The organism is Mycobacterium sp. 1465703.0 (assembly GCF_001672975.1).
Lineage (GTDB): Bacteria > Actinomycetota > Actinomycetes > Mycobacteriales > Mycobacteriaceae > Mycobacterium.
Map to the genome: position 1 here is coordinate 39,836 of NZ_LZKU01000238.1, position 21,770 is coordinate 61,605.

17 protein-coding genes are annotated in these 21,770 nt (G+C 66.0%); 15 read left to right on the forward strand and 2 right to left on the reverse strand.

Annotated elements, in window-relative coordinates; all coding sequences use genetic code 11:
* Positions 1-150 precede the first annotated feature (150 nt).
* The 7 genes from A5625_RS22400 to A5625_RS22430 all read left to right on the forward strand — a co-directional run bounded on the left by A5625_RS22400 (position 151) and on the right by A5625_RS22430 (position 12,740).
* Positions 151-3,657, forward strand: coding sequence for a DNA-directed RNA polymerase subunit beta (locus tag A5625_RS22400; protein ID WP_156748462.1), 3,507 nt, complete (start codon positions 151-153; stop codon positions 3,655-3,657).
* 68 nt (positions 3,658-3,725) lie between these two features.
* On the forward strand, positions 3,726-7,676 hold the full coding sequence (locus A5625_RS22405) for a DNA-directed RNA polymerase subunit beta' (protein WP_066999173.1): 3,951 nt from the start codon (positions 3,726-3,728) through the stop codon (positions 7,674-7,676).
* A 192-nt stretch (positions 7,677-7,868) separates the two neighbouring features.
* Positions 7,869-8,624: a deoxyribonuclease IV gene (locus tag A5625_RS22410; protein WP_066999176.1), complete on the forward strand. Its 756-nt coding sequence runs from the start codon at positions 7,869-7,871 to the stop codon at positions 8,622-8,624.
* Between the two features lie 54 nt (positions 8,625-8,678).
* Positions 8,679-10,307 carry an acyl-CoA dehydrogenase family protein gene (locus A5625_RS22415; RefSeq protein WP_066999179.1) on the forward strand — a complete coding sequence of 543 codons (1,629 nt, stop codon included), beginning with the start codon at positions 8,679-8,681 and terminating at the stop codon, positions 10,305-10,307.
* Between the two features lie 8 nt (positions 10,308-10,315).
* Entirely contained in the window at positions 10,316-11,254 is a 939-nt protein-coding gene (locus A5625_RS22420; RefSeq protein ID WP_066999182.1) for a crotonase/enoyl-CoA hydratase family protein, read from the forward strand.
* Between the two features lie 2 nt (positions 11,255-11,256).
* Positions 11,257-11,976 (forward strand): PaaX family transcriptional regulator C-terminal domain-containing protein, encoded by a 720-nt coding sequence (locus tag A5625_RS22425; protein ID WP_066999185.1) that lies wholly within the window; start codon positions 11,257-11,259, stop codon positions 11,974-11,976.
* On the forward strand, positions 11,973-12,740 hold the full coding sequence (locus A5625_RS22430) for a crotonase/enoyl-CoA hydratase family protein (RefSeq protein WP_066999188.1): 768 nt from the start codon (positions 11,973-11,975) through the stop codon (positions 12,738-12,740). Before A5625_RS22425 ends, A5625_RS22430 begins: the two co-directional genes overlap by 4 nt.
* A 10-nt stretch (positions 12,741-12,750) precedes the next feature.
* Here the strand turns inward: A5625_RS22430 and A5625_RS22435 are convergent, their stop codons facing one another.
* Positions 12,751-13,236 carry a DUF3060 domain-containing protein gene (locus A5625_RS22435; protein ID WP_066999191.1) on the reverse strand — a complete coding sequence of 162 codons (486 nt, stop codon included), beginning with the start codon at positions 13,234-13,236 and terminating at the stop codon, positions 12,751-12,753.
* A 45-nt stretch (positions 13,237-13,281) separates the two neighbouring features.
* Positions 13,282-13,650 (reverse strand): DUF3060 domain-containing protein, encoded by a 369-nt coding sequence (locus A5625_RS22440; protein ID WP_066999194.1) that lies wholly within the window; start codon positions 13,648-13,650, stop codon positions 13,282-13,284.
* Positions 13,651-13,846: 196 nt separating this feature from the next.
* Between A5625_RS22440 and A5625_RS22445 the strand changes: the two genes are divergently transcribed.
* From A5625_RS22445 to A5625_RS22480, 8 genes are all read left to right on the forward strand, one after another.
* Positions 13,847-14,491: a TetR/AcrR family transcriptional regulator gene (locus A5625_RS22445; RefSeq protein ID WP_066999197.1), complete on the forward strand. Its 645-nt coding sequence runs from the start codon at positions 13,847-13,849 to the stop codon at positions 14,489-14,491.
* A 257-nt stretch (positions 14,492-14,748) separates the two neighbouring features.
* Positions 14,749-15,123, forward strand: a complete 375-nt coding sequence (gene rpsL / locus A5625_RS22450; RefSeq protein ID WP_007767794.1) for a 30S ribosomal protein S12 — start codon at positions 14,749-14,751, stop codon at positions 15,121-15,123.
* Positions 15,123-15,593 (forward strand): 30S ribosomal protein S7, encoded by a 471-nt coding sequence (rpsG, locus tag A5625_RS22455; RefSeq protein ID WP_066999224.1) that lies wholly within the window; start codon positions 15,123-15,125, stop codon positions 15,591-15,593. Before rpsL ends, rpsG begins: the two co-directional genes overlap by 1 nt.
* A 73-nt stretch (positions 15,594-15,666) precedes the next feature.
* On the forward strand, positions 15,667-17,772 hold the full coding sequence (gene fusA / locus A5625_RS22460) for an elongation factor G (RefSeq protein WP_066999227.1): 2,106 nt from the start codon (positions 15,667-15,669) through the stop codon (positions 17,770-17,772).
* 104 nt (positions 17,773-17,876) lie between these two features.
* The gene (tuf, locus tag A5625_RS22465; protein ID WP_044483827.1) at positions 17,877-19,067 is read left to right on the forward strand and encodes an elongation factor Tu; all 1,191 of its coding nucleotides are present in this window, start codon (positions 17,877-17,879) and stop codon (positions 19,065-19,067) included.
* A 135-nt stretch (positions 19,068-19,202) separates the two neighbouring features.
* A complete protein-coding gene (locus A5625_RS22470) occupies positions 19,203-19,988 on the forward strand; it encodes a PE family protein (protein ID WP_232003785.1) in 786 nt (261 codons plus the stop codon).
* A 10-nt stretch (positions 19,989-19,998) separates the two neighbouring features.
* Positions 19,999-20,847 (forward strand): SHOCT domain-containing protein, encoded by an 849-nt coding sequence (locus A5625_RS22475; RefSeq protein WP_066999233.1) that lies wholly within the window; start codon positions 19,999-20,001, stop codon positions 20,845-20,847.
* A gap of 89 nt (positions 20,848-20,936) precedes the next feature.
* Positions 20,937-21,764: a mycofactocin-coupled SDR family oxidoreductase gene (locus A5625_RS22480; protein WP_066999236.1), complete on the forward strand. Its 828-nt coding sequence runs from the start codon at positions 20,937-20,939 to the stop codon at positions 21,762-21,764.
* Positions 21,765-21,770: the final 6 nt, after the last annotated feature.

Here is a 21,770-nt window from a genome sequence, read left to right on the forward strand (position 1 = left end):
TCTAAGCCTGAGCCCCCTTAAGTGGCTTAGTTCTTTAGTTGCGCGCGTGAGATCCGGACAGATCGTTCGCCGGCCGAACCGACACAATTCGCGGCGAGCTGGCCGGGTCCCGGTCTTCGTGAGTCGCACGAGGTGCTGGAAGGATGCATCTTGGCAGATTTCCGCCAGAGCAAGACGGATCGCCCACAAAGTTCCTCTAACGGAAGTTCCGTAAACGGCTCCGTGCCCGGAGCCCCCAACCGAGTTTCCTTCGCCAAGCTCCGTGAACCGCTCGAGGTTCCGGGTCTGCTTGACGTGCAGATCGACGCCTTCGAGTGGTTGATCGGCGCGCCGCGGTGGCGCGAGGCCGCCGCCGCCCGCGGGGATGTGACTCCGGTGGGTGGCCTGGAAGAGGTGCTCTTGGAGCTCTCGCCGATCGAGGACTTCTCGGGCTCGATGTCGCTGTCGTTCTCCGACCCGCGTTTCGACGAGGTCAAGGCGCCGGTCGACGAGTGCAAAGACAAGGACATGACGTACGCGGCCCCGCTGTTCGTCACGGCCGAGTTCATCAACAACAACACCGGCGAGATCAAGAGCCAGACGGTGTTCATGGGTGACTTCCCGATGATGACCGAGAAGGGCACCTTCATCATCAACGGGACCGAGCGCGTGGTGGTCAGCCAGCTGGTCCGCTCGCCCGGTGTGTACTTCGACGAGAGCATCGACAAGTCGACCGAGAAGCTGCTGCACAGCGTCAAGGTGATTCCGAGCCGGGGTGCCTGGCTGGAGTTCGACGTCGACAAGCGCGACACGGTCGGCGTGCGGATCGACCGCAAGCGTCGCCAGCCGGTCACCGTGCTGCTCAAGGCGCTGGGCTGGACCAACGAGCAGATCACCGAGCGGTTCGGTTTCTCCGAGATCATGATGTCGACGCTGGAGAAGGACAACACGGCCGGCACCGACGAGGCGCTGCTGGACATCTACCGCAAGCTGCGTCCGGGCGAACCGCCGACCAAGGAGTCCGCGCAGACCCTGCTGGAGAACCTGTTCTTCAAGGAGAAGCGCTACGACCTGGCTCGCGTCGGCCGCTACAAGGTCAACAAGAAGCTCGGCCTGCACGCGGGCGAGCCGATCACGTCGTCGACCCTGACCGAGGAAGACGTCGTCGCCACGATCGAATACCTGGTGCGTCTGCACGAGGGTCAGGCCACGATGACCGTCCCCGGCGGCGTCGAGGTTCCGGTGGAGACCGACGACATCGACCACTTCGGCAACCGCCGGCTGCGCACCGTGGGCGAGCTGATCCAGAACCAGATCCGGGTCGGTATGTCGCGGATGGAGCGCGTCGTCCGGGAGCGGATGACCACCCAGGACGTCGAGGCCATCACGCCGCAGACCCTGATCAACATCCGGCCGGTCGTCGCCGCGATCAAGGAGTTCTTCGGCACCAGCCAGCTGTCGCAGTTCATGGACCAGAACAACCCGCTGTCGGGTCTGACCCACAAGCGTCGCCTGTCGGCGCTGGGCCCCGGCGGTCTGTCCCGTGAGCGCGCCGGCCTAGAGGTCCGGGACGTCCACCCGTCGCACTACGGCCGGATGTGCCCGATCGAGACCCCGGAAGGTCCCAACATCGGTCTGATCGGCTCGTTGGCGACCTATGCGCGGGTCAACCCGTTCGGGTTCATCGAGACGCCATACCGCAAGGTTGTCGACGGTGTGATCAGCGACGAGATCCACTACCTGACCGCCGACGAGGAGGACCGCCACGTGGTGGCGCAGGCCAACTCGCCGATCGACGCCAATGGCCGGTTCGAGGAGTCGCGTGTCCTGGTCCGACGCAAGGCGGGCGAGGTCGAGTACGTGCCCTCGTCCGAGGTGGACTACATGGACGTGTCGCCGCGCCAGATGGTGTCGGTGGCCACCGCGATGATTCCGTTCCTCGAGCACGACGACGCCAACCGGGCCCTGATGGGCGCCAACATGCAGCGCCAGGCGGTTCCGCTGGTGCGCAGTGAGGCGCCGCTGGTGGGGACCGGCATGGAGTTGCGCGCGGCTATCGACGCCGGCGACGTGGTCGTGGCCGATAAGGCCGGGGTGATCGAGGAGGTGTCCGCCGACTACATCACCGTGATGGCCGACGACGGCACCCGGCACACCTACCGGATGCGCAAGTTCGAGCGGTCCAACCACGGCACCTGCGCCAACCAGTCGCCGATTGTCGACGCGGGGGAGCGGGTGGAGGCCGGCCAGGTCATCGCCGACGGTCCGTGCACCGAGAACGGCGAGATGGCGCTGGGCAAGAACCTGCTGGTGGCGATCATGCCGTGGGAAGGCCACAACTACGAGGACGCGATCATCCTGTCCAACCGCCTGGTTGAAGAGGACGTGCTCACCTCGATCCACATCGAGGAGCACGAGATCGACGCCCGCGACACCAAGCTGGGCGCCGAGGAGATCACCCGGGACATCCCGAACGTCTCCGACGAGGTGCTCGCCGACTTGGACGAGCGTGGCATCGTGCGGATCGGTGCCGAGGTTCGCGACGGCGACATCCTGGTCGGCAAGGTCACTCCGAAGGGTGAGACCGAGCTGACTCCGGAGGAGCGGCTGCTGCGCGCCATCTTCGGTGAGAAGGCCCGCGAGGTCCGCGACACCTCACTGAAGGTGCCGCACGGCGAGTCCGGCAAGGTCATCGGCATCCGGGTGTTCTCCCGCGAGGACGACGACGAGCTGCCGGCCGGTGTCAACGAACTGGTGCGCGTCTACGTGGCCCAGAAGCGGAAGATCTCCGACGGTGACAAGCTGGCCGGACGCCACGGCAACAAGGGCGTCATCGGCAAGATCCTGCCGCAGGAGGACATGCCGTTCCTGCCGGACGGCACGCCGGTCGACATCATCCTGAACACCCACGGTGTGCCGCGACGGATGAACATCGGCCAGATCCTGGAGACCCACCTCGGTTGGGTCGCCAAGTCCGGCTGGAACATCGACGGTTCACCCGACTGGGCGGCCAATCTGCCGGAGGACTTGCGGCACGCGCAGCCGAACCAGATCGTGTCGACGCCGGTGTTCGACGGCGCCAAGGAGGAGGAGCTGCAGGGCATGCTGTCCTGCACGCTGCCCAACCGTGACGGTGAGGTCATGGTCGACGGCGACGGCAAGGCGGTGCTATTCGACGGCCGCAGCGGTGAGCCGTTCCCGTACCCGGTGACCGTTGGCTACATGTACATCATGAAGCTGCACCACCTGGTGGACGACAAGATCCACGCCCGCTCCACCGGTCCGTACTCGATGATCACCCAGCAGCCGCTGGGTGGTAAGGCGCAGTTCGGTGGTCAGCGCTTCGGTGAGATGGAGTGCTGGGCCATGCAGGCCTACGGCGCGGCGTACACGCTGCAGGAGCTGTTGACCATCAAGTCCGACGACACCGTCGGCCGGGTCAAGGTGTACGAGGCGATCGTCAAGGGCGAGAACATCCCGGAGCCGGGTATTCCCGAGTCCTTCAAGGTGTTGCTCAAGGAGCTGCAGTCCCTCTGCCTCAACGTCGAGGTGCTGTCCAGCGACGGTGCGGCGATCGAGCTGCGCGAAGGCGAGGACGAGGACCTCGAGCGGGCAGCGGCCAACCTGGGAATCAACCTGTCCCGCAACGAATCTGCGTCTGTTGAGGACCTGGCTTAGCGGCAAACCTATTGCAGCCAAGCCATCCTCGTATTGGTAACTAAACCCGCAAGGGGAAAGGGAGTTACGTGCTCGACGTCAACTTCTTCGATGAACTCCGTATCGGTCTGGCCACCGCGGAGGACATCAGGCAATGGTCTTACGGCGAGGTCAAGAAGCCGGAGACGATCAACTACCGCACGCTGAAGCCGGAAAAGGACGGCCTGTTCTGCGAGAAGATCTTCGGACCGACTCGCGACTGGGAGTGCTACTGCGGCAAGTACAAGCGTGTCCGGTTCAAGGGCATCATCTGTGAGCGCTGTGGCGTCGAGGTAACCCGCGCCAAGGTGCGTCGCGAGCGGATGGGCCACATCGAACTGGCCGCGCCGGTCACGCACATCTGGTACTTCAAGGGCGTGCCGAGCCGGCTCGGGTATCTGCTCGACCTGGCGCCGAAGGATCTCGAGAAGATCATCTACTTCGCCGCCTACGTGATCACCTCGGTCGACGAGGAGATGCGCCACAACGAGCTCTCCACGCTCGAGGCCGAGATGATGGTGGAGCGCAAGGCCATTGAGGACCAGCGCGACGCCGATCTGGAGGCCCGCGCCCAGAAGCTGGAGGCCGACCTGGCCGAGCTGGAGGCCGAGGGTGCCAAGGCCGACGCGCGCCGCAAGGTCCGCGACGGTGGTGAGCGCGAGATGCGCCAGCTGCGCGACCGTGCCCAGCGCGAGCTGGACCGGCTCGAGGAGATCTGGAACACCTTCACCAAGCTGGCTCCCAAGCAGCTGATCGTCGACGAGAACCTCTACCGCGAGCTGATCGACCGTTACGGCGAGTACTTCACCGGCGCCATGGGCGCGGAGTCGATCCAGAAGTTGATCGAGAACTTCGACATCGACGCCGAGGCCGAGACGCTGCGCGACGTCATCCGAAACGGCAAGGGGCAGAAGAAGCTTCGTGCCCTCAAGCGGCTCAAGGTGGTTGCCGCCTTCCAGCAGTCGGGCAACTCCCCGATGGGCATGGTGCTCGACGCCGTTCCGGTGATCCCGCCGGAACTGCGCCCGATGGTGCAGCTCGACGGTGGCCGGTTCGCCACGTCGGACTTGAACGACCTGTACCGCCGGGTGATCAACCGGAACAACCGCCTCAAGAGGCTGATCGACCTCGGCGCGCCCGAGATCATCGTCAACAACGAGAAGCGGATGTTGCAGGAGTCGGTGGACGCGCTGTTCGACAACGGCCGCCGCGGCCGCCCGGTCACCGGGCCGGGTAACCGCCCGCTGAAGTCGCTGAGCGATCTGCTCAAGGGAAAGCAGGGCCGGTTCCGGCAGAACCTGCTCGGTAAGCGTGTCGACTACTCGGGCCGTTCGGTCATCGTGGTCGGTCCGCAGCTCAAGCTGCACCAGTGTGGTCTGCCCAAGCTGATGGCGCTGGAGCTGTTCAAGCCGTTCGTGATGAAGCGACTGGTCGACCTCAACCACGCGCAGAACATCAAGAGCGCCAAGCGCATGGTGGAGCGTCAGCGTCCCCAGGTGTGGGATGTCCTCGAAGAGGTCATCGCCGAGCACCCGGTGCTGCTGAACCGCGCGCCCACCCTGCACCGGCTGGGTATCCAGGCCTTCGAGCCAATGCTGGTGGAAGGCAAGGCAATCCAGCTGCACCCGCTGGTGTGTGAAGCGTTCAACGCTGACTTCGACGGTGACCAGATGGCGGTGCACCTGCCGCTTTCGGCGGAGGCGCAGGCCGAGGCTCGCATCCTGATGCTGTCCTCGAACAACATCCTGTCGCCTGCGTCGGGTCGCCCGCTGGCCATGCCGCGTCTGGACATGGTGACCGGGCTGTACTTCCTGACCACCGAAGTCGACGGTGACAAAGGCGAATTCAAGCCCGCCGCCAAGGACGAGCCCGAGGTCGGGGTGTACTCCTCGCCGGCCGAGGCCATCATGGCGTCGGACCGTGGCGTGCTCTCGGTGCGGGCCAAGATCAAGGTACGGCTGACCCAGTTGCGTCCGCCCGCCGAGATCGAAGCCGAGCTGTTCGGCGCCAACGGCTGGCAGCCGGGCGATGCCTGGATGGCCGAGACCACATTGGGCCGGGTGCTGTTCAACGAGCTGCTGCCGGTGGGCTATCCGTTCGTGAACAAGCAGATGCACAAGAAGGTGCAGGCTTCGATCATCAACGACCTGGCCGAGCGCTACCCGATGATCGTGGTCGCCCAGACCGTGGACAAGCTCAAGGACGCCGGCTTCTACTGGGCGACCCGCAGCGGTGTCACGGTCTCGATGGCCGACGTGCTCGTCCCGCCGCGCAAGAAGGAGATCCTCGACCAGTACGAGGAGCGGGCCGAAAAGGTCGAAAAGCAGTTCCAGCGTGGTGCTTTGAACCACGACGAGCGCAACGAGGCGCTGGTGGAGATCTGGAAGGAAGCCACCGACGAGGTCGGTCAGGCGCTGCGTGAGCACTACCCGGCCGACAACCCGATCATCACGATCGTCGACTCGGGCGCCACGGGTAACTTCACCCAGACGCGAACGCTGGCCGGCATGAAGGGTCTGGTGACCAACCCGAAGGGTGAGTTCATCCCGCGCCCGGTCAAGTCCTCGTTCCGTGAGGGCCTGACCGTGCTGGAGTACTTCATCAACACCCACGGCGCTCGAAAGGGCTTGGCGGACACCGCGTTGCGTACCGCTGACTCCGGGTACCTGACCCGTCGTCTGGTGGACGTGAGCCAGGACGTCATCGTCCGCGAGCACGACTGCGAGACCGAGCGGGGCATCCTGGTCGAGCTGGCCGAGCGTCAGCCGGACGGCACCGTGATCCGCGATCCGTACATCGAAACCTCGGCGTACGCACGGACTTTGGGTGCCGACGCGGTCGACGAGGCCGGCAACGTCGTCGTTCCGCGCGGTGAGGACCTCGGTGACCCCGAGATCGACGCCTTGCTGGCGGCGGGCATCACGCAGGTCAAGGTGCGCTCGGTGCTGACGTGCACCACCGGAACCGGTGTGTGTGCGACCTGCTACGGGCGGTCCATGGCCACCGGAAAGCTGGTCGACATCGGCGAGGCCGTCGGTATCGTCGCGGCCCAGTCCATCGGTGAGCCCGGTACCCAGCTGACCATGCGTACCTTCCACCAGGGTGGTGTCGGTGAGGACATCACCGGCGGTCTGCCCCGTGTGCAGGAGCTGTTCGAGGCGCGCATCCCGCGTGGTAAGGCGCCGATCGCCGACGTCACCGGTCGGGTCCGTCTCGAGGACGGTGAGCGGTTCTACAAGATCACCATCGTTCCCGACGACGGCAGCGAAGAGGTTGTCTACGACAAGCTCTCCAAGCGGCAGCGGCTGCGGGTGTTCAAGCACGAAGACGGCTCCGAGCGGGTGCTGTCCGACGGCGACCACGTCGAGGTGGGCCAGCAGCTGATGGAAGGTTCGGCCGACCCGCACGAGGTGCTGCGCGTGCAGGGCCCCCGCGAGGTGCAGATCCACCTGGTCCGCGAGGTCCAAGAGGTCTACCGCGCTCAGGGTGTGTCGATCCACGACAAGCACATCGAAGTGATCGTTCGCCAGATGCTGCGCCGCGTCACCATCATCGACTCGGGCTCGACGGAGTTCCTGCCCGGTTCGCTGATCGACCGCGCGGAGTTCGAGGCGGAGAACCGCCGGGTGGTGGCCGAGGGCGGCGAGCCCGCCGCCGGACGTCCGGTGCTGATGGGAATCACGAAGGCGTCGCTGGCCACCGACTCGTGGCTGAGTGCGGCGTCGTTCCAGGAGACCACGCGAGTGCTGACCGATGCGGCGATTAACTGCCGCAGCGACAAGCTCAACGGTCTGAAGGAGAACGTGATCATCGGAAAGCTGATCCCGGCCGGTACCGGTATCAACCGGTACCGCAACATCCAGGTGCAGCCGACCGAGGAGGCCCGGGCGGCCGCGTACACGATCCCGTCCTACGAGGATCAGTACTACAGCCCGGACTTCGGCCAGGCCACCGGCGCCGCGGTGCCGCTGGACGATTACGGCTACAGCGACTACCGCTGACCGACAACGAAAAAGCCCCGGGCGAGCCCGGGGCTTTTTCGTTTACGTGACCCACTTCCGCCACACGACCCCGCCCGGGGAGCCATCACGGATTCTCAACCGCGCTAGCGCATCTGCTAGCGCTTTCGAGACTCGCATCATGCTTCCCTTGCGCCGTCGCGGCGGTCGGACCCCGTCACTAGACTGGCCGACGTGCTCATCGGTTCACACGTCCGCAATGACGACCCGCTGGCCGCCGCGCAAGCCGACGGCGCCGACGTGGTGCAGTTCTTCCTCAGCAACCCGCAGAGCTGGAAGAAACCCAAACCCCGCGACGATGCCGAGGCGCTCAAAGCGTCGACCGTGCCGCTCTACGTGCATGCGCCCTACCTGATCAATGTCGCATCGGCGAACAACCGCATCCGGATTCCGTCGCGCAAAATCCTGCAGGACACCTGCGACGCGGCGTCGGAAATCAACGCGACGGCGGTCATCGTGCATGGCGGCCACGCCGACGATGACGACATGGAGGCCGGCTTCGAGCGCTGGGTCAAAGCGCTGGACTACCTGGAAACCGATGTGCAGGTGTATCTGGAAAACACCGCCGGCGGCGACCACGCAATGGCCCGCCATTTCGACACCATCGGCCGACTGTGGGATCACATCGGCGACAAGGGAATTGGCTTCTGCCTGGACACCTGCCACGCCTGGGCCGCCGGCGAGGCCTTGATCGACGCGGTCGACAGGATCCGGGCCCTGACCGGACGGATCGATTTGGTGCACTGTAACGACTCGCGGGACGCTGCGGGCTCCGGCGCCGACCGCCACGCCAACTTCGGCACCGGCCAGATCGACCCGAAGCTGCTGGTCGCGGTGGTCGAGGCCGCCGATGCGCCGGTGATCTGCGAAACCGCCGACGAGGGCCGCAAGGACGACATCGCATTTTTGCGGGAGAACACCAAGGCCTGATACCCGGTTGTTACACCTCTTGTGCAACTGTCGGGAAAATGTAACATTGATGGCATGTCGGATACCCATGTCGTCACCAACCAGGTCCCGCCCCTGGAGAACTACAACCCCGCCAGCTCCGCGGTACTGATCGAGGCCCTGATCCGCGAGGGTGGGCAGTGGGGCCTGGACGAGGTGAACGAGGTGGGTGCGCTCTCGGCCACCCGCCAGGCCCAGCGCTGGGGAGAACTCGCCGACCGCAACCGGCCCGTCCTGCACACCCACGACCGCAACGGCCACCGCATCGACGAGGTGGAATACGACCCGGCGTACCACGAACTGATGCGCTCCGCGGTCGCCCATGGCATGCACGCCGCGCCGTGGGCCGACGAACGCCCGGGTGCGCACGTCGTCCGCGCCGCGAAAACCTCGGTGTGGACCGTCGAGCCGGGCCACATCTGCCCGATCTCAATGACGTACGCCGTCGTTCCGGCGCTGCGCTTCAACCCCGAGCTGGCCAAGGTGTATGAGCCGTTGCTGACCAGTCGCGAATACGACCCCGAGCTCAAGCTGGCCACCACCAAACCCGGCATCACCGCGGGCATGTCGATGACCGAGAAGCAGGGTGGCTCCGACGTACGCGCCGGCACCACTGAAGCCACCCCCAATGCCGACGGCACCTACAGCCTGACCGGTCACAAGTGGTTCACCTCGGCGCCGATGTGCGACATCTTCCTGGTGCTCGCGCAGGCGCCGGGCGGGCTGTCCTGCTTCCTGCTGCCGCGCATCCTGCCCGACGGCAGTCTCAACCGAATGTTCTTGCAGCGGCTCAAGGACAAGCTCGGCAACCACGCCAACGCGTCCAGTGAGGTCGAATACGACGGCGCGATCGCCTGGCTGGTAGGGGAAGAAGGGCGCGGCGTGCCCACCATCATCGAGATGGTCAACCTCACCCGGCTCGACTGCACCCTGGGCAGTGCCACCAGCATGCGCACCGGTCTGACCCGGGCGATCTACCACGCTCAGCACCGAAAGGCCTTCGGCGCCTACCTCATTGACCAACCGCTGATGCGCAACGTGCTGGCCGACCTGGCCGTGGAGGCGGAGGCGGCCACCATGGTCGCGATGCGGATGGCCGGCGCCACCGACAAAGCCGTGCGTGGCGATCAGACCGAAGCGCTGCTGCGCCGGATCGGGCTGGCGGCGAGCAAGTACTGGGTGTGCAAGCGCTCCACCCCGCACGCCGCCGAAGCGCTGGAATGCCTAGGCGGCAACGGCTATGTCGAGGACTCCGGCATGCCCCGGCTGTACCGGGAGGCGCCGCTGATGGGAATCTGGGAGGGTTCGGGCAACGTCAGTGCGCTGGACACGTTGCGCGCCATGGCAACTCGTCCCGAATGTGTCGAAGTGCTGTTCGACGAACTCGGCGACAGCGCGGGTCAGGATCCTCGCCTGGCCGCCCACGTCGAGCGGTTGCGGGGTGGGTTGGCCGATCTGGAAACCATCCAATACCGCGGCCGCAAGGTAGCCGAAGACATCTGCCTGGCGCTGCAGGGTTCGCTGCTGGTGCGCCACGGGCACCCCGCCGTTGCGGAAGCCTTCCTGACAACCCGCCTCGACCGCCAGTGGGGTGGTGCGTTCGGCACCATGCCGGACGGACTCGACCTCGCACCAATCCTGGAGCGGGCGCTGGTAAAGGGCTGAGCCGCAAAATGACCCACGCGATCAGGCCGGTCGACTTCGACAACCTCAAAACGATGACCTACCAGGTCACCGATCGGGTTGCGCGCATCACGTTCAACCGGCCGGAAAAGGGCAACGCGATCGTCGCGGATACCCCGCTGGAGCTCTCGGCCCTGGTGGAGCGCGCCGACCTCGATCCGAATGTGCACGTCATCCTGGTGTCCGGCCGCGGCGAGGGGTTCTGCGCGGGCTTCGATTTGAGCGCCTACGCCGACCGCACCGGCTCGGCTGGCGGCACCGGGGCGTACCAGGGCACCGTGCTGGACGGTAAAACCCAGGCGGTCAACCATCTGGCGGATCAGCCGTGGGACCCGATGATCGACTACCAGATGATGAGTCGTTTCGTGCGGGGCTTTTCCAGTCTCATGCACGCCGACAAGCCGACGGTGGTCAAGATCCACGGCTACTGCGTGGCCGGCGGCACCGACATCGCGCTGCACGCCGACCAGGTGATTGCCGCGGCCGACGCCAAGATCGGTTATCCGCCGACCCGGGTGTGGGGCGTGCCGGCGGCCGGCCTGTGGGCGCACCGCCTGGGCGATCAGCGCGCGAAAAGGCTGTTGTTCACCGGTGATTGCATCACCGGTGCGCAGGCCGCCGAGTGGGGCTGGGCAGTCGAAGCGCCGGATCCGGCGGACCTCGACGAACGCACCGAGCGGCTGGTCGAGCGGATCGCCGCGGTGCCGGTCAACCAGCTGATCATGGTCAAGCTGGCGCTGAATTCCGCTCTGCTGCAACAGGGCGTGGCGACCAGCCGAATGGTCAGCACGGTCTTCGACGGCGTCGCACGGCACACGCCCGAGGGGCACGCCTTCGTCGCCGACGCGGTCGAACACGGATTCCGTGAGGCGGTGCGGCATCGCGATGAACCGTTCGGCGACCACGGCCGCCGCGCATCCGGAGTGTAGCCATGCCGGATATGACTGCCCGGTCGGTGGTGCTCAGCGTGCTGCTCGGCGCTCACCCCGCGCACGCGCGGGCCAACGAATTGGTCAGGCTCACTTCTGATTTCGGTATCAAGGAGTCGACACTGCGGGTGGCGCTGACCCGCATGGTCGGCGCCGGCGATCTGATCCGCTCCGCCGACGGCTATCGGCTCTCGGATCGCCTGTTGGCCCGGCAGCGGCGCCAGGACAATGCCATCGATCCGCGCGTCCGCCCTTGGAACGGGGAGTGGGTCACCCTCATCGTCACCAGCGTCGGAAAAGACGCGCGAACCCGCGCTGCACTGCGAACCACCTTGCGCGACAAGCGCTTCGGTGAGCTGCGCGAAGGGGTGTGGCTGCGCCCCGACAACATCGACGCAGGGCTCGACCCCGATGTGACGGAGCAGGCGCGGGTGTTGCGGGCGCGCGATGACCACCCCGCCGAACTGGCCGCCCAGCTGTGGGACCTGCCCTCCTGGGCGCAGACCGGCCATCGGTTGCTCGACGAGATGTCCGCTGCGCCCGACATTCCCGGCCGTTTCGTGGTGGCCGCGGCAACGGTGCGCCACCTGCTCAGCGACCCGGTGCTGCCCGACGAGCTGCTGCCGGCCGATTGGCCGGGAGCCCGGTTGCGGGCGGCCTATCACGACTTTGCCGCTGAGTTGCTCAAGCGGCGCGAACCACTATTTGCGGAGGCGACATGAGCGATCCGGTGCGTATCGAACGCAACGGCCCGGTGACCACGGTGATCATCAACCGGCCCGCGGCGCGCAACGCGGTCAACGGCCCGACGGCCGCCGCGTTGTATGCGGCGTTCGAGGAGTTCGACCAGGACGACACCGCATCGGTGGCCGTGCTGTGGGGCGATGGTGGAACGTTTTGCGCGGGAGCCGATTTGAAGGCGTTCGGTACGGCCGATGCCAACGCCGTGCACCGCACCGGCCCTGGCCCGATGGGCCCGACCCGGATGGTGCTGTCCAAACCCGTGATCGCCGCCGTCAGCGGCTACGCCGTCGCCGGAGGCCTGGAACTTGCCATCTGGTGTGACCTGCGAGTGGCCGAGGAGGACGCGGTGTTCGGGGTGTTCTGCCGGCGCTGGGGGGTGCCCCTGATCGACGGTGGCACCGTGCGGTTGCCCCGGCTGATCGGCCACAGTCGCGCGATGGACATGATCCTCACCGGCCGCGCGGTGGCCGCCGACGAAGCCCAGGCCATCGGGCTGGCGAACCGGGTGGTGCCCAAAGGTCAAGCGCGCCAGTCCGCAGAGGAGTTAGCCGCGCAGCTGGCCGCGCTGCCCCAGCAATGCCTGCGCTCAGATCGGGCCTCAGCGCTAAACCAATGGGGGACAACGGAATCGGACGCGCTCGACTTCGAATTCGCCAGCATCTCACGGGTGGCCGCCGAGGCCAACGAAGGGGCCGGGCGCTTCGCGGCGGGCGCCGGCCGGCACGGGACGCCGGCCGGCTAGTCGGGGCCGGTCAGCTGCCCTTGTTGATCGTGTTGCTCTGGCCGATCTTGTCGACCTTGGGGTCACCGTCTTTGTAGGTGATGGTGTTGTTCATGCCCAGCACGGTGATGCGGGTGTTGACCTTGTCGAAGGTGATCTTGTTGTTGGTCCCGCTGACAGTGGCCGTCTCGCAGGTGCCGGTGATGGTCAGCGTGTTGTCGGAGCCGCCGACGTTCAGTGACTTGCCGTTGGCGCAGTCGAGGGTGCTGGTGGTGCCCATCGATCCGTAGTTGATCGTGTTTCCGATCTCGATTGACGCGGTGGTGCTCGCCCCGCTCGATCCCGTCGTCGGCGCCGCGCCCGCACTGGTTGTCGCGGTGCTCGTCGTCGTGGTCGTCGACGTGCCCGCCGGCGGGTTGGCCGTCGAACTGCAGCCGGCCAGCACCACGGCCGCAGCGGCCGGTGTCACGGCGAGTACGGCCAAGCGCAGCGAACGGTCAGAGATGAAGGCGGGCATGGTTCCTCGATTCCCCTCGATTGGATGATGTTGTGCTGCAGTGGTTTAGCCCGGCACCTGCTGGAGCCGGTTGGTCATGCCCAGTTCGCGGCCGCGGTCCCACAGGGCGGGCTGACCGCTCTTGTAGAACACCGTCTGGTTGTAGCCGTACACGGTGATGTCGTGCGAAACCGAGTCGGCGATCACGGTGTTCGACGAGCCCATCACTGTGACGGCATAACAGTTGCCCAGCGCGGTGACGGTGATGCTGGTGCCGTTGACCATCAGCGTTGCGTCGTTGCAGTCGATCGTCTGCTCGACGTTCTGCCCGATGACGTGGGTGTCGCCGTTCTTGGCCTGCGCGATCGCCGGGGCGGTGGCGACGGCGGCGATCACACAGGTGGCCACTGACCCGGCGATAGTTGTCCACTTCACTGCGGGCCCCCTTTGGACGGGTCGGCTGCTCGAAACGAGGCAAGCATGACATTACGTGCATTCGCCTGCCCGATGGCAGACTTTATTTCCCTTCGCCGGGCGCTCATATCCCTCTGGGGAGATTCATGTCTGAACAGGCGTCAACTAGAGTCATTAGTTAACCGCAACCCGTTCATGCAATCGAAGGGCGACCGCCATGGCAGCTCCACCGGATCCGCCGTCGGCGCCGGGGCGCCCACGCGCGGGACGGCCCGCCTCGCGCCCGGCCAAGCTGAGCCGCGACGGGATCATCGATGGTGCCCTGACGTTCTTGGATCGCGAGGGCTGGGACGCGCTGACCATCAATGCGCTGGCGACGCAGTTGGGCACCAAGGGACCGTCGCTGTACAACCACGTCGACAGCCTGGAAGACCTGCGTCGCGCGGTGCGGATACGCGTTATCGACGACATCATCACCATGCTCAACCGGGTCGGCGAGGGCCGGGCCCGCGACGACGCGGTGCTGGTGATGGCGGGCGCCTACCGCAGCTATGCGCACCACCACCCGGGCCGCTACTCGGCCTTCACCCGGATGCCGTTGGGCGGCGACGATCCGGAATACACCGCCGCGACCCGCGGGGCGGCCGCACCGGTGATCGCCGTGCTGTCCTCCTACGGTCTCGACGGCGACGCGGCCTTCCACGCCGCCCTGGAGTTCTGGTCCGCCCTGCACGGCTTCGTTTTGCTGGAAATGACTGGTGTAATGGACGACATCGACACCGACGCGTTGTTCTCCGACATGGTGCTGCGCCTGGCGGCGGGCGTGGAACGGCGCACCGCGGTTGACGGCGCCCGGTTCTAGTTGATCGGCGCCGCCGTCGCTTTGACCTGCGAGACCAGCGGCGGGTATTGTGGTCCCTCGTGCCTGGCGGCTTACGGCGCCTAACCGTAAGGGAGTGGATGCCGGGCGAATTCGCGTGTCCACGATGCATCGGACTGAGTCCGATGCGCGGCGCATGCGACACACCCGGACGCGGGGTGACTCGGCCGGACATAACTGCAGTACACAGACTTGAAGACGCTAGAAAAATGCCGAACACGAATACAGAAAGCCGGTAGATGCCAACCATTCAGCAGCTGGTCCGCAAGGGTCGCCGCGACAAGGTCGCCAAGGTCAAGACCGCGGCCCTGAAGGGCAGCCCGCAGCGCCGTGGCGTATGCACCCGCGTGTACACCACCACCCCGAAGAAGCCGAACTCGGCGCTTCGGAAGGTCGCCCGCGTCAAGCTGACCAGCCAGGTTGAGGTCACCGCCTACATCCCGGGCGAGGGGCACAACCTGCAGGAGCACTCGATGGTGCTGGTGCGTGGCGGGCGAGTCAAGGACCTGCCCGGTGTCCGGTACAAGATCATTCGCGGCTCGCTCGACACCCAGGGTGTGAAGAACCGCAAGCAGGCTCGCAGCCGCTACGGCGCCAAGAAGGAGAAGAGCTGATGCCACGCAAGGGGCCCGCGCCGAAGCGCCCGCTGGTGAACGACCCGGTCTACGGATCGCAGCTGGTCACGCAGCTCGTCAACAAAGTTTTGCTGGACGGGAAGAAATCGCTGGCCGAACGCATTGTTTATGGAGCGCTCGAACAAGCTCGTGAGAAGACGGGCACCGATCCCGTGATCACTCTCAAGCGCGCCATGGACAACGTCAAGCCCTCCCTCGAGGTGCGCAGCCGCCGCGTGGGTGGTGCGACGTATCAGGTCCCGGTCGAGGTGCGACCGGACCGCTCGGTGACGCTGGCTCTGCGTTGGCTGGTCAGCTTCTCCAAGCAACGCCGGGAGAAGACCATGGTCGAGCGGCTGGCGAACGAGATCCTCGACGCCAGCAACGGCCTGGGTGCCGCCGTCAAGCGACGCGAGGACACCCACAAGATGGCCGAGGCAAACCGCGCCTTTGCGCACTATCGCTGGTGATAGGCGCCGGCGAACACGCCGGGCGCGACCGATAGCGAACTAACTAAGTAACCGAAAGAGTGGGAAGACTTCTGTGGCACAGAAGGACGTGCTGACCGACCTCACGAAGGTCCGCAACATCGGCATCATGGCGCACATCGACGCCGGCAAGACGACGACGACCGAGCGCATCCTCTACTACACCGGTATCAGCTACAAGATCGGTGAGGTGCACGACGGCGCCGCCACCATGGACTGGATGGAGCAGGAGCAGGAGCGGGGGATCACCATCACCTCCGCGGCTACCACCACGTTCTGGAAAGGCAACCAGATCAACATCATCGACACCCCCGGGCACGTCGACTTCACCGTCGAGGTGGAGCGCAGCCTGCGGGTGCTCGACGGTGCTGTGGCCGTCTTCGACGGCAAGGAGGGTGTCGAGCCGCAGTCCGAGCAGGTCTGGCGACAGGCCGACAAGTACAACGTCCCGCGGATCTGCTTCGTCAACAAGATGGACAAGATCGGCGCCGACTTCTACTTCTCCGTCAAGACCATGGAGGAGCGGCTCGGCGCCCACGTGATCCCGATCCAGCTGCCCGTGGGCTCAGAAGGCGACTTCGAAGGCATTGTCGACCTGGTCGAGATGAACGCCAAGGTATGGCGCGGCGAGACGAAGCTCGGCGAGACCTACGACACCATCGAGATCCCGGCAGAGCTCGCCGAGACGGCCGAGGAATACCGCACCAAGCTGCTCGAGGCCGTCGCCGAGACCGACGAGGCGCTGCTGGAGAAGTACCTCGGCGGCGAAGAACTCACCGTCGAGGAGATCAAGGGCGCGATCCGCAAGCTGACCATCAGCTCGGAGGCCTACCCGGTGCTCTGCGGCAGCGCGTTCAAGAACAAGGGCGTGCAGCCGATGCTGGACGCCGTCATCGACTACCTGCCCTCGCCGCTTGACGTGCTGCCCGCCGAAGGCCATGTGCCCGGCAAAGAGGAGGAGTTGATCACCCGCAACCCGTCGACCGACGAGCCGTTCTCCGCGCTGGCCTTCAAGGTCGCGACGCACCCGTTCTTCGGCAAGTTGACCTACGTGCGGGTGTACTCGGGCAAGGTCGACTCCGGCAGCCAGGTCATCAACGCCACCAAGGGCAAAAAGGAGCGGCTGGGCAAGCTGTTCCAGATGCACTCCAACAAGGAGAACCCGGTGGAGACCGCCTCGGCCGGTCACATCTACGCGGTGATCGGGCTCAAGGACACCACCACCGGTGACACCCTGAGCGACCCGAACCAGCAGATCGTGCTGGAGTCGATGACCTTCCCGGACCCGGTCATCGAGGTGGCCATCGAGCCCAAGACCAAGAGCGACCAGGAGAAGCTGTCGCTGTCGATCCAGAAGCTCGCCGAGGAGGACCCGACCTTCAAGGTGCACCTGGACCAGGAGACCGGCCAGACCGTGATCGGCGGAATGGGCGAGCTGCACCTGGACATCCTGGTGGACCGGATGCGCCGCGAGTTCAAGGTCGAGGCCAACGTCGGTAAGCCGCAGGTGGCCTACAAGGAGACCATCCGGCGCGCCGTGCAGAACGTCGAGTTCACCCACAAGAAGCAGACGGGCGGCTCGGGCCAGTTCGCGAAGGTCATCATCAACCTCGAGCCGTTCACCGGCGAAGACGGGGCGACCTACGAGTTCGAGAACAAGGTCACCGGTGGGCGCATCCCGCGGGAGTACATCCCGTCGGTGGACGCGGGCGCGCAGGACGCCATGCAATACGGCGTGCTGGCCGGCTACCCGCTGGTGAACATGAAGGTCACCCTGCTCGACGGTGCGTTCCACGAGGTCGACTCGTCGGAAATGGCCTTCAAGATCGCCGGTTCCCAGGTGCTGAAAAAGGCTGCGCAGCAAGCGCAGCCAGTCATCCTGGAACCGATCATGGCCGTCGAGGTCACCACGCCCGAGGACTACATGGGCGACGTGATCGGCGACTTGAACTCCCGCCGTGGCCAAATCCAGGCCATGGAGGAGCGGAGCGGTGCGCGCGTGGTCAAGGCGCATGTGCCGCTGTCGGAGATGTTCGGCTACGTCGGCGACCTGCGGTCCAAGACCCAAGGCCGGGCGAACTACTCCATGGTCTTCGACTCGTACGCCGAAGTTCCGGCGAACGTGTCGAAGGAGATCATCGCGAAGGCGACGGGTCAGTAGAAAACCCTCGGAGTACTCTTGCCGGGTCAATGCCTTGGGCGCGGCACAACTGAAAACACCAACACTGCTTTAACAAGCACCAACTAGTCCAGGAGGACACAGAAGTGGCGAAGGCGAAGTTCGAGCGGACGAAGCCGCACGTCAACATCGGGACCATTGGTCACGTTGACCACGGCAAGACCACGCTGACCGCGGCTATCACCAAGGTTCTGCACGACAAGTACCCCAACCTGAACGAGTCGCGCGCATTCGACCAGATCGACAACGCGCCCGAGGAGCGTCAGCGCGGTATCACCATCAACATCTCCCACGTGGAGTACCAGACCGAGAAGCGTCACTACGCCCACGTCGACGCCCCGGGTCACGCCGACTACATCAAGAACATGATCACCGGTGCGGCCCAGATGGACGGCGCGATTCTGGTGGTCGCGGCCACGGACGGACCGATGCCGCAGACCCGTGAGCACGTGCTGCTGGCCCGTCAGGTCGGTGTGCCCTACATCCTGGTCGCCCTGAACAAGGCCGACATGGTCGACGACGAGGAGCTGCTCGAGCTGGTCGAGATGGAGGTCCGCGAACTGCTGGCCGCCCAGGAGTTCGACGAGGACGCCCCTGTCGTGCGGGTCTCGGCGCTCAAGGCGCTCGAGGGCGACGCCAAGTGGGTCGAGTCCGTCGAGCAGCTGATGGAGGCCGTCGACGAGTCGATCCCGGACCCGGTCCGCGAGACGGAGAAGCCGTTCCTGATGCCTGTCGAGGACGTCTTCACCATCACCGGTCGTGGCACGGTGGTCACCGGTCGTGTCGAGCGCGGCATCATCAACGTCAACGAGGAAGTCGAGATCGTCGGGATCAAGCCGACCAGCACCAAGACCACGGTCACCGGTGTGGAGATGTTCCGCAAGCTGCTCGACCAGGGGCAGGCCGGCGACAACGTCGGGCTGTTGCTGCGCGGTATCAAGCGTGAGGACGTCGAGCGCGGTCAGGTCGTGACCAAGCCCGGCACCACCACGCCGCACACCGAGTTCGAGGGCCAGGTCTACATCCTGTCCAAGGACGAGGGCGGTCGGCACACGCCGTTCTTCAACAACTACCGCCCGCAGTTCTACTTCCGCACCACCGACGTGACCGGTGTGGTGACGTTGCCGGAGGGCACCGAGATGGTGATGCCCGGTGACAACACCAACATCTCGGTGAAGCTGATCCAGCCCGTCGCCATGGACGACGGTCTGCGGTTCGCGATCCGTGAGGGTGGCCGCACCGTCGGCGCCGGCCGGGTCGTCAAGATCATCAAGTAGTTCGAACCACCGCAAAGCCCGGATCGCCGAATCGGCGATCCGGGCTTTGTGCTTGGTGCAGCATCGGCCCGGACCGATGCGCCGAGAAATCATGCGCCAGCAACGCCGCCTGGATTAGGATCTGCTCACAGTTCGGTGACCGTAGCGTCTCGGGAGGTGCCGGTGTCGTACGTTCAAGCGACGCCCGAATTCGTCGCTGCTGCCGCAGGTGATCTGGCCACGATCGGGTCGACGATCAGCTCCGCCAACACCGCCGCACTGGGACCGACATCGGGCGTGCTGGCTCCCGGCGCCGACGAGGTGTCGGCGAGCATCGCGGCGCTTTTCGATGCGCACTCCCAGGTCTATCAGGCACTCAGCGCGCAGGCGGCCGCGTTCCACAGCCAATTCGTGCAGTTGATGAACGGCGGGGCGGCGCAGTACGCCTTCGCCGAGGCCGCCAACACCACGCCCCTGCAGACCGCCGCCGGCCCGGCGTCGGTGGCCGCACAGGTGCCGGCGGTGGCCGCCGGCGCCGCGGGTACACCGGCCGCGCCGGCAGGGCCCCTGGCTGCGGCGGTGGCGCCGGCCGCGGCCGCCGCTACGCCCGCACCGGTGGGCACTCAGGTCGCGGCGGCGCCGGCCGGATCGGCGACGCTGGCCTCGGCCACGATGCCGGCCGGCGCGGCACGGGTGGTAACGCCGGCCTACGCTCCGGCGGGTTCGCCGGCCACCACCGTGCAACCGGCGGCATCGGCACCAACCCCGGCCGCCACTTCCGCCGCGGCCGTGCAGACCGAAGTGCCGCCACAGACCTCAGCGACCCCGGCGATGCCGGTGTCCGCGCGCACCGCGCCGCCGCCGGCGGCTCCGGCACACCAGGCGCAACCGGCGGGCCCGTCGGTGCGGCGGGTGCCGATCGTGCCGCCCGACCCCCGGTAGGAGGGGCCAATTGTTAGCGCGATACCTGAAGGCACAGTTGGTGGTTTTGCTGTGCGGCGGATTGGTCGGACCGATCTTCTTGGTCGTGTACTTCACTCTCGGGCTCGGCAGCCTGCTGCAGTGGATGTTCTATGTCGGCCTGCTCGTCACCGTGGCCGACGTGTTGGTCGCCCTCGCATTGGCGAACTACAGCGCCAAGTCCTCGGCCAAGGTGGCCGCCCTGGAGCAGAGCGGGGTGTTGGCGCTCGCCCAGATCACCGGCATCACCGAGACGGGGACGTGGGTCAACAACCAACAGGTCGTCAAGGTGCACTTGCACATCGCCGGTCCCGGGTTCTTGCCGTTCGACAGCGAAGACCGAGTGATAGCCAGCGTCACCCGGCTCGGCAACCTCAACGCCCGCAAGGTAGTGGTCCTGGTCAACCCCACCACCAGCGAGTACCGAATCGACTGGGAGCGTAGCGCTTTGGTCAACGGCCTGGTGCCCGCGCAGTTCACCGTGGCCGAAGACAACCGGACCTACGACTTGAGCGGGCAGGCCGGCCCGTTGATGGAGATCCTGCAGATCCTCAAGGCCAACAACGTGGCGCTCAATCAGATGGTGGACATCCGGTCGAATCCGGTGCTGCGCGCCCAGATTCAGGCGGTGGTGCGCCGGGCGGTCGAACAGCAGGCGGCCCCGGCCGCCCAACCGGCTGCGGCACCCGCCGGGGCGTCCGGGACGGCGGCAGCGGTCGTCACGCCGCCCGAACCGTCGATCGCCGCGCGGCTGCAAGAGCTGAAGGACCTGCACGCCAGTGGCGCGCTGACCGACGCCGAATACACCAGCCGGCGCGCCGCGATCATCTCCGAAATCTAGGGGTTGTCCGGCCAACGCCGGGTAAATTAGAACACGTTTCAGTTCCACTGCTAGCCTGGCTTGGTCTATCGGCGTCGAAGGGATAACACGTGGCTGGACAGGCCGGATCACTGCAGGGACGGGTGGCGTTCATCACCGGGGCCGCCCGTGGGCAGGGCCGCTCGCACGCGGTGCGGCTGGCCCGCGAGGGCGCCGACATCGTCGCGCTGGACATCTGCGCACCGGCTTCTGCCAGCGTGACCTACCCGCCGGCCAGCCGGGAGGATCTCGACGAGACCGCCCGGCTGGTGGAATGCGAGGGGCGCAAGATTCTGGCCCGCGAAGTCGACGTCCGCGACGACTCGGCGCTGCGGGACCTGGTGGCCGATACAGTCGAGCAGTTCGGCCGGCTCGACGTCGTGGTGGCCAACGCCGGAGTGCTGAGCTGGGGCCGGCTATGGGAGCTCACCGATGAGCAGTGGGATACGGTCATCGGCGTCAACCTGACCGGTACCTGGCGTACCTTGCGCGCCACCGTACCGGCGATGATCGAGGCAGGAAACGGCGGTTCCATCATCGTCGTCAGTTCGTCGGCGGGCATCAAGGCCACACCGGGCAACGGCCACTATTCGGCCAGCAAGCACGGCCTCACCGCGCTCACCAACACGCTCGCCATCGAACTCGGCGAATTCGGCATCCGGGTCAACTCCATCCACCCGTACTCGGTGGACACCCCGATGATCGAGCCCGAGGCGATGATGGAGATTTTCGCCAGGCATCCCAGCTTCGTGCACAGCTTCCCGCCAATGCCGGTGCAGCCCAATGGCTTTATGGCCGCCGACGAAGTAGCCGACGTGGTGGCCTGGCTGGCCGGCGACGGATCGGGCACCGTCACCGGCACGCAGATCCCCGTGGATAAGGGTGCCCTAAAGTACTGACCGGCC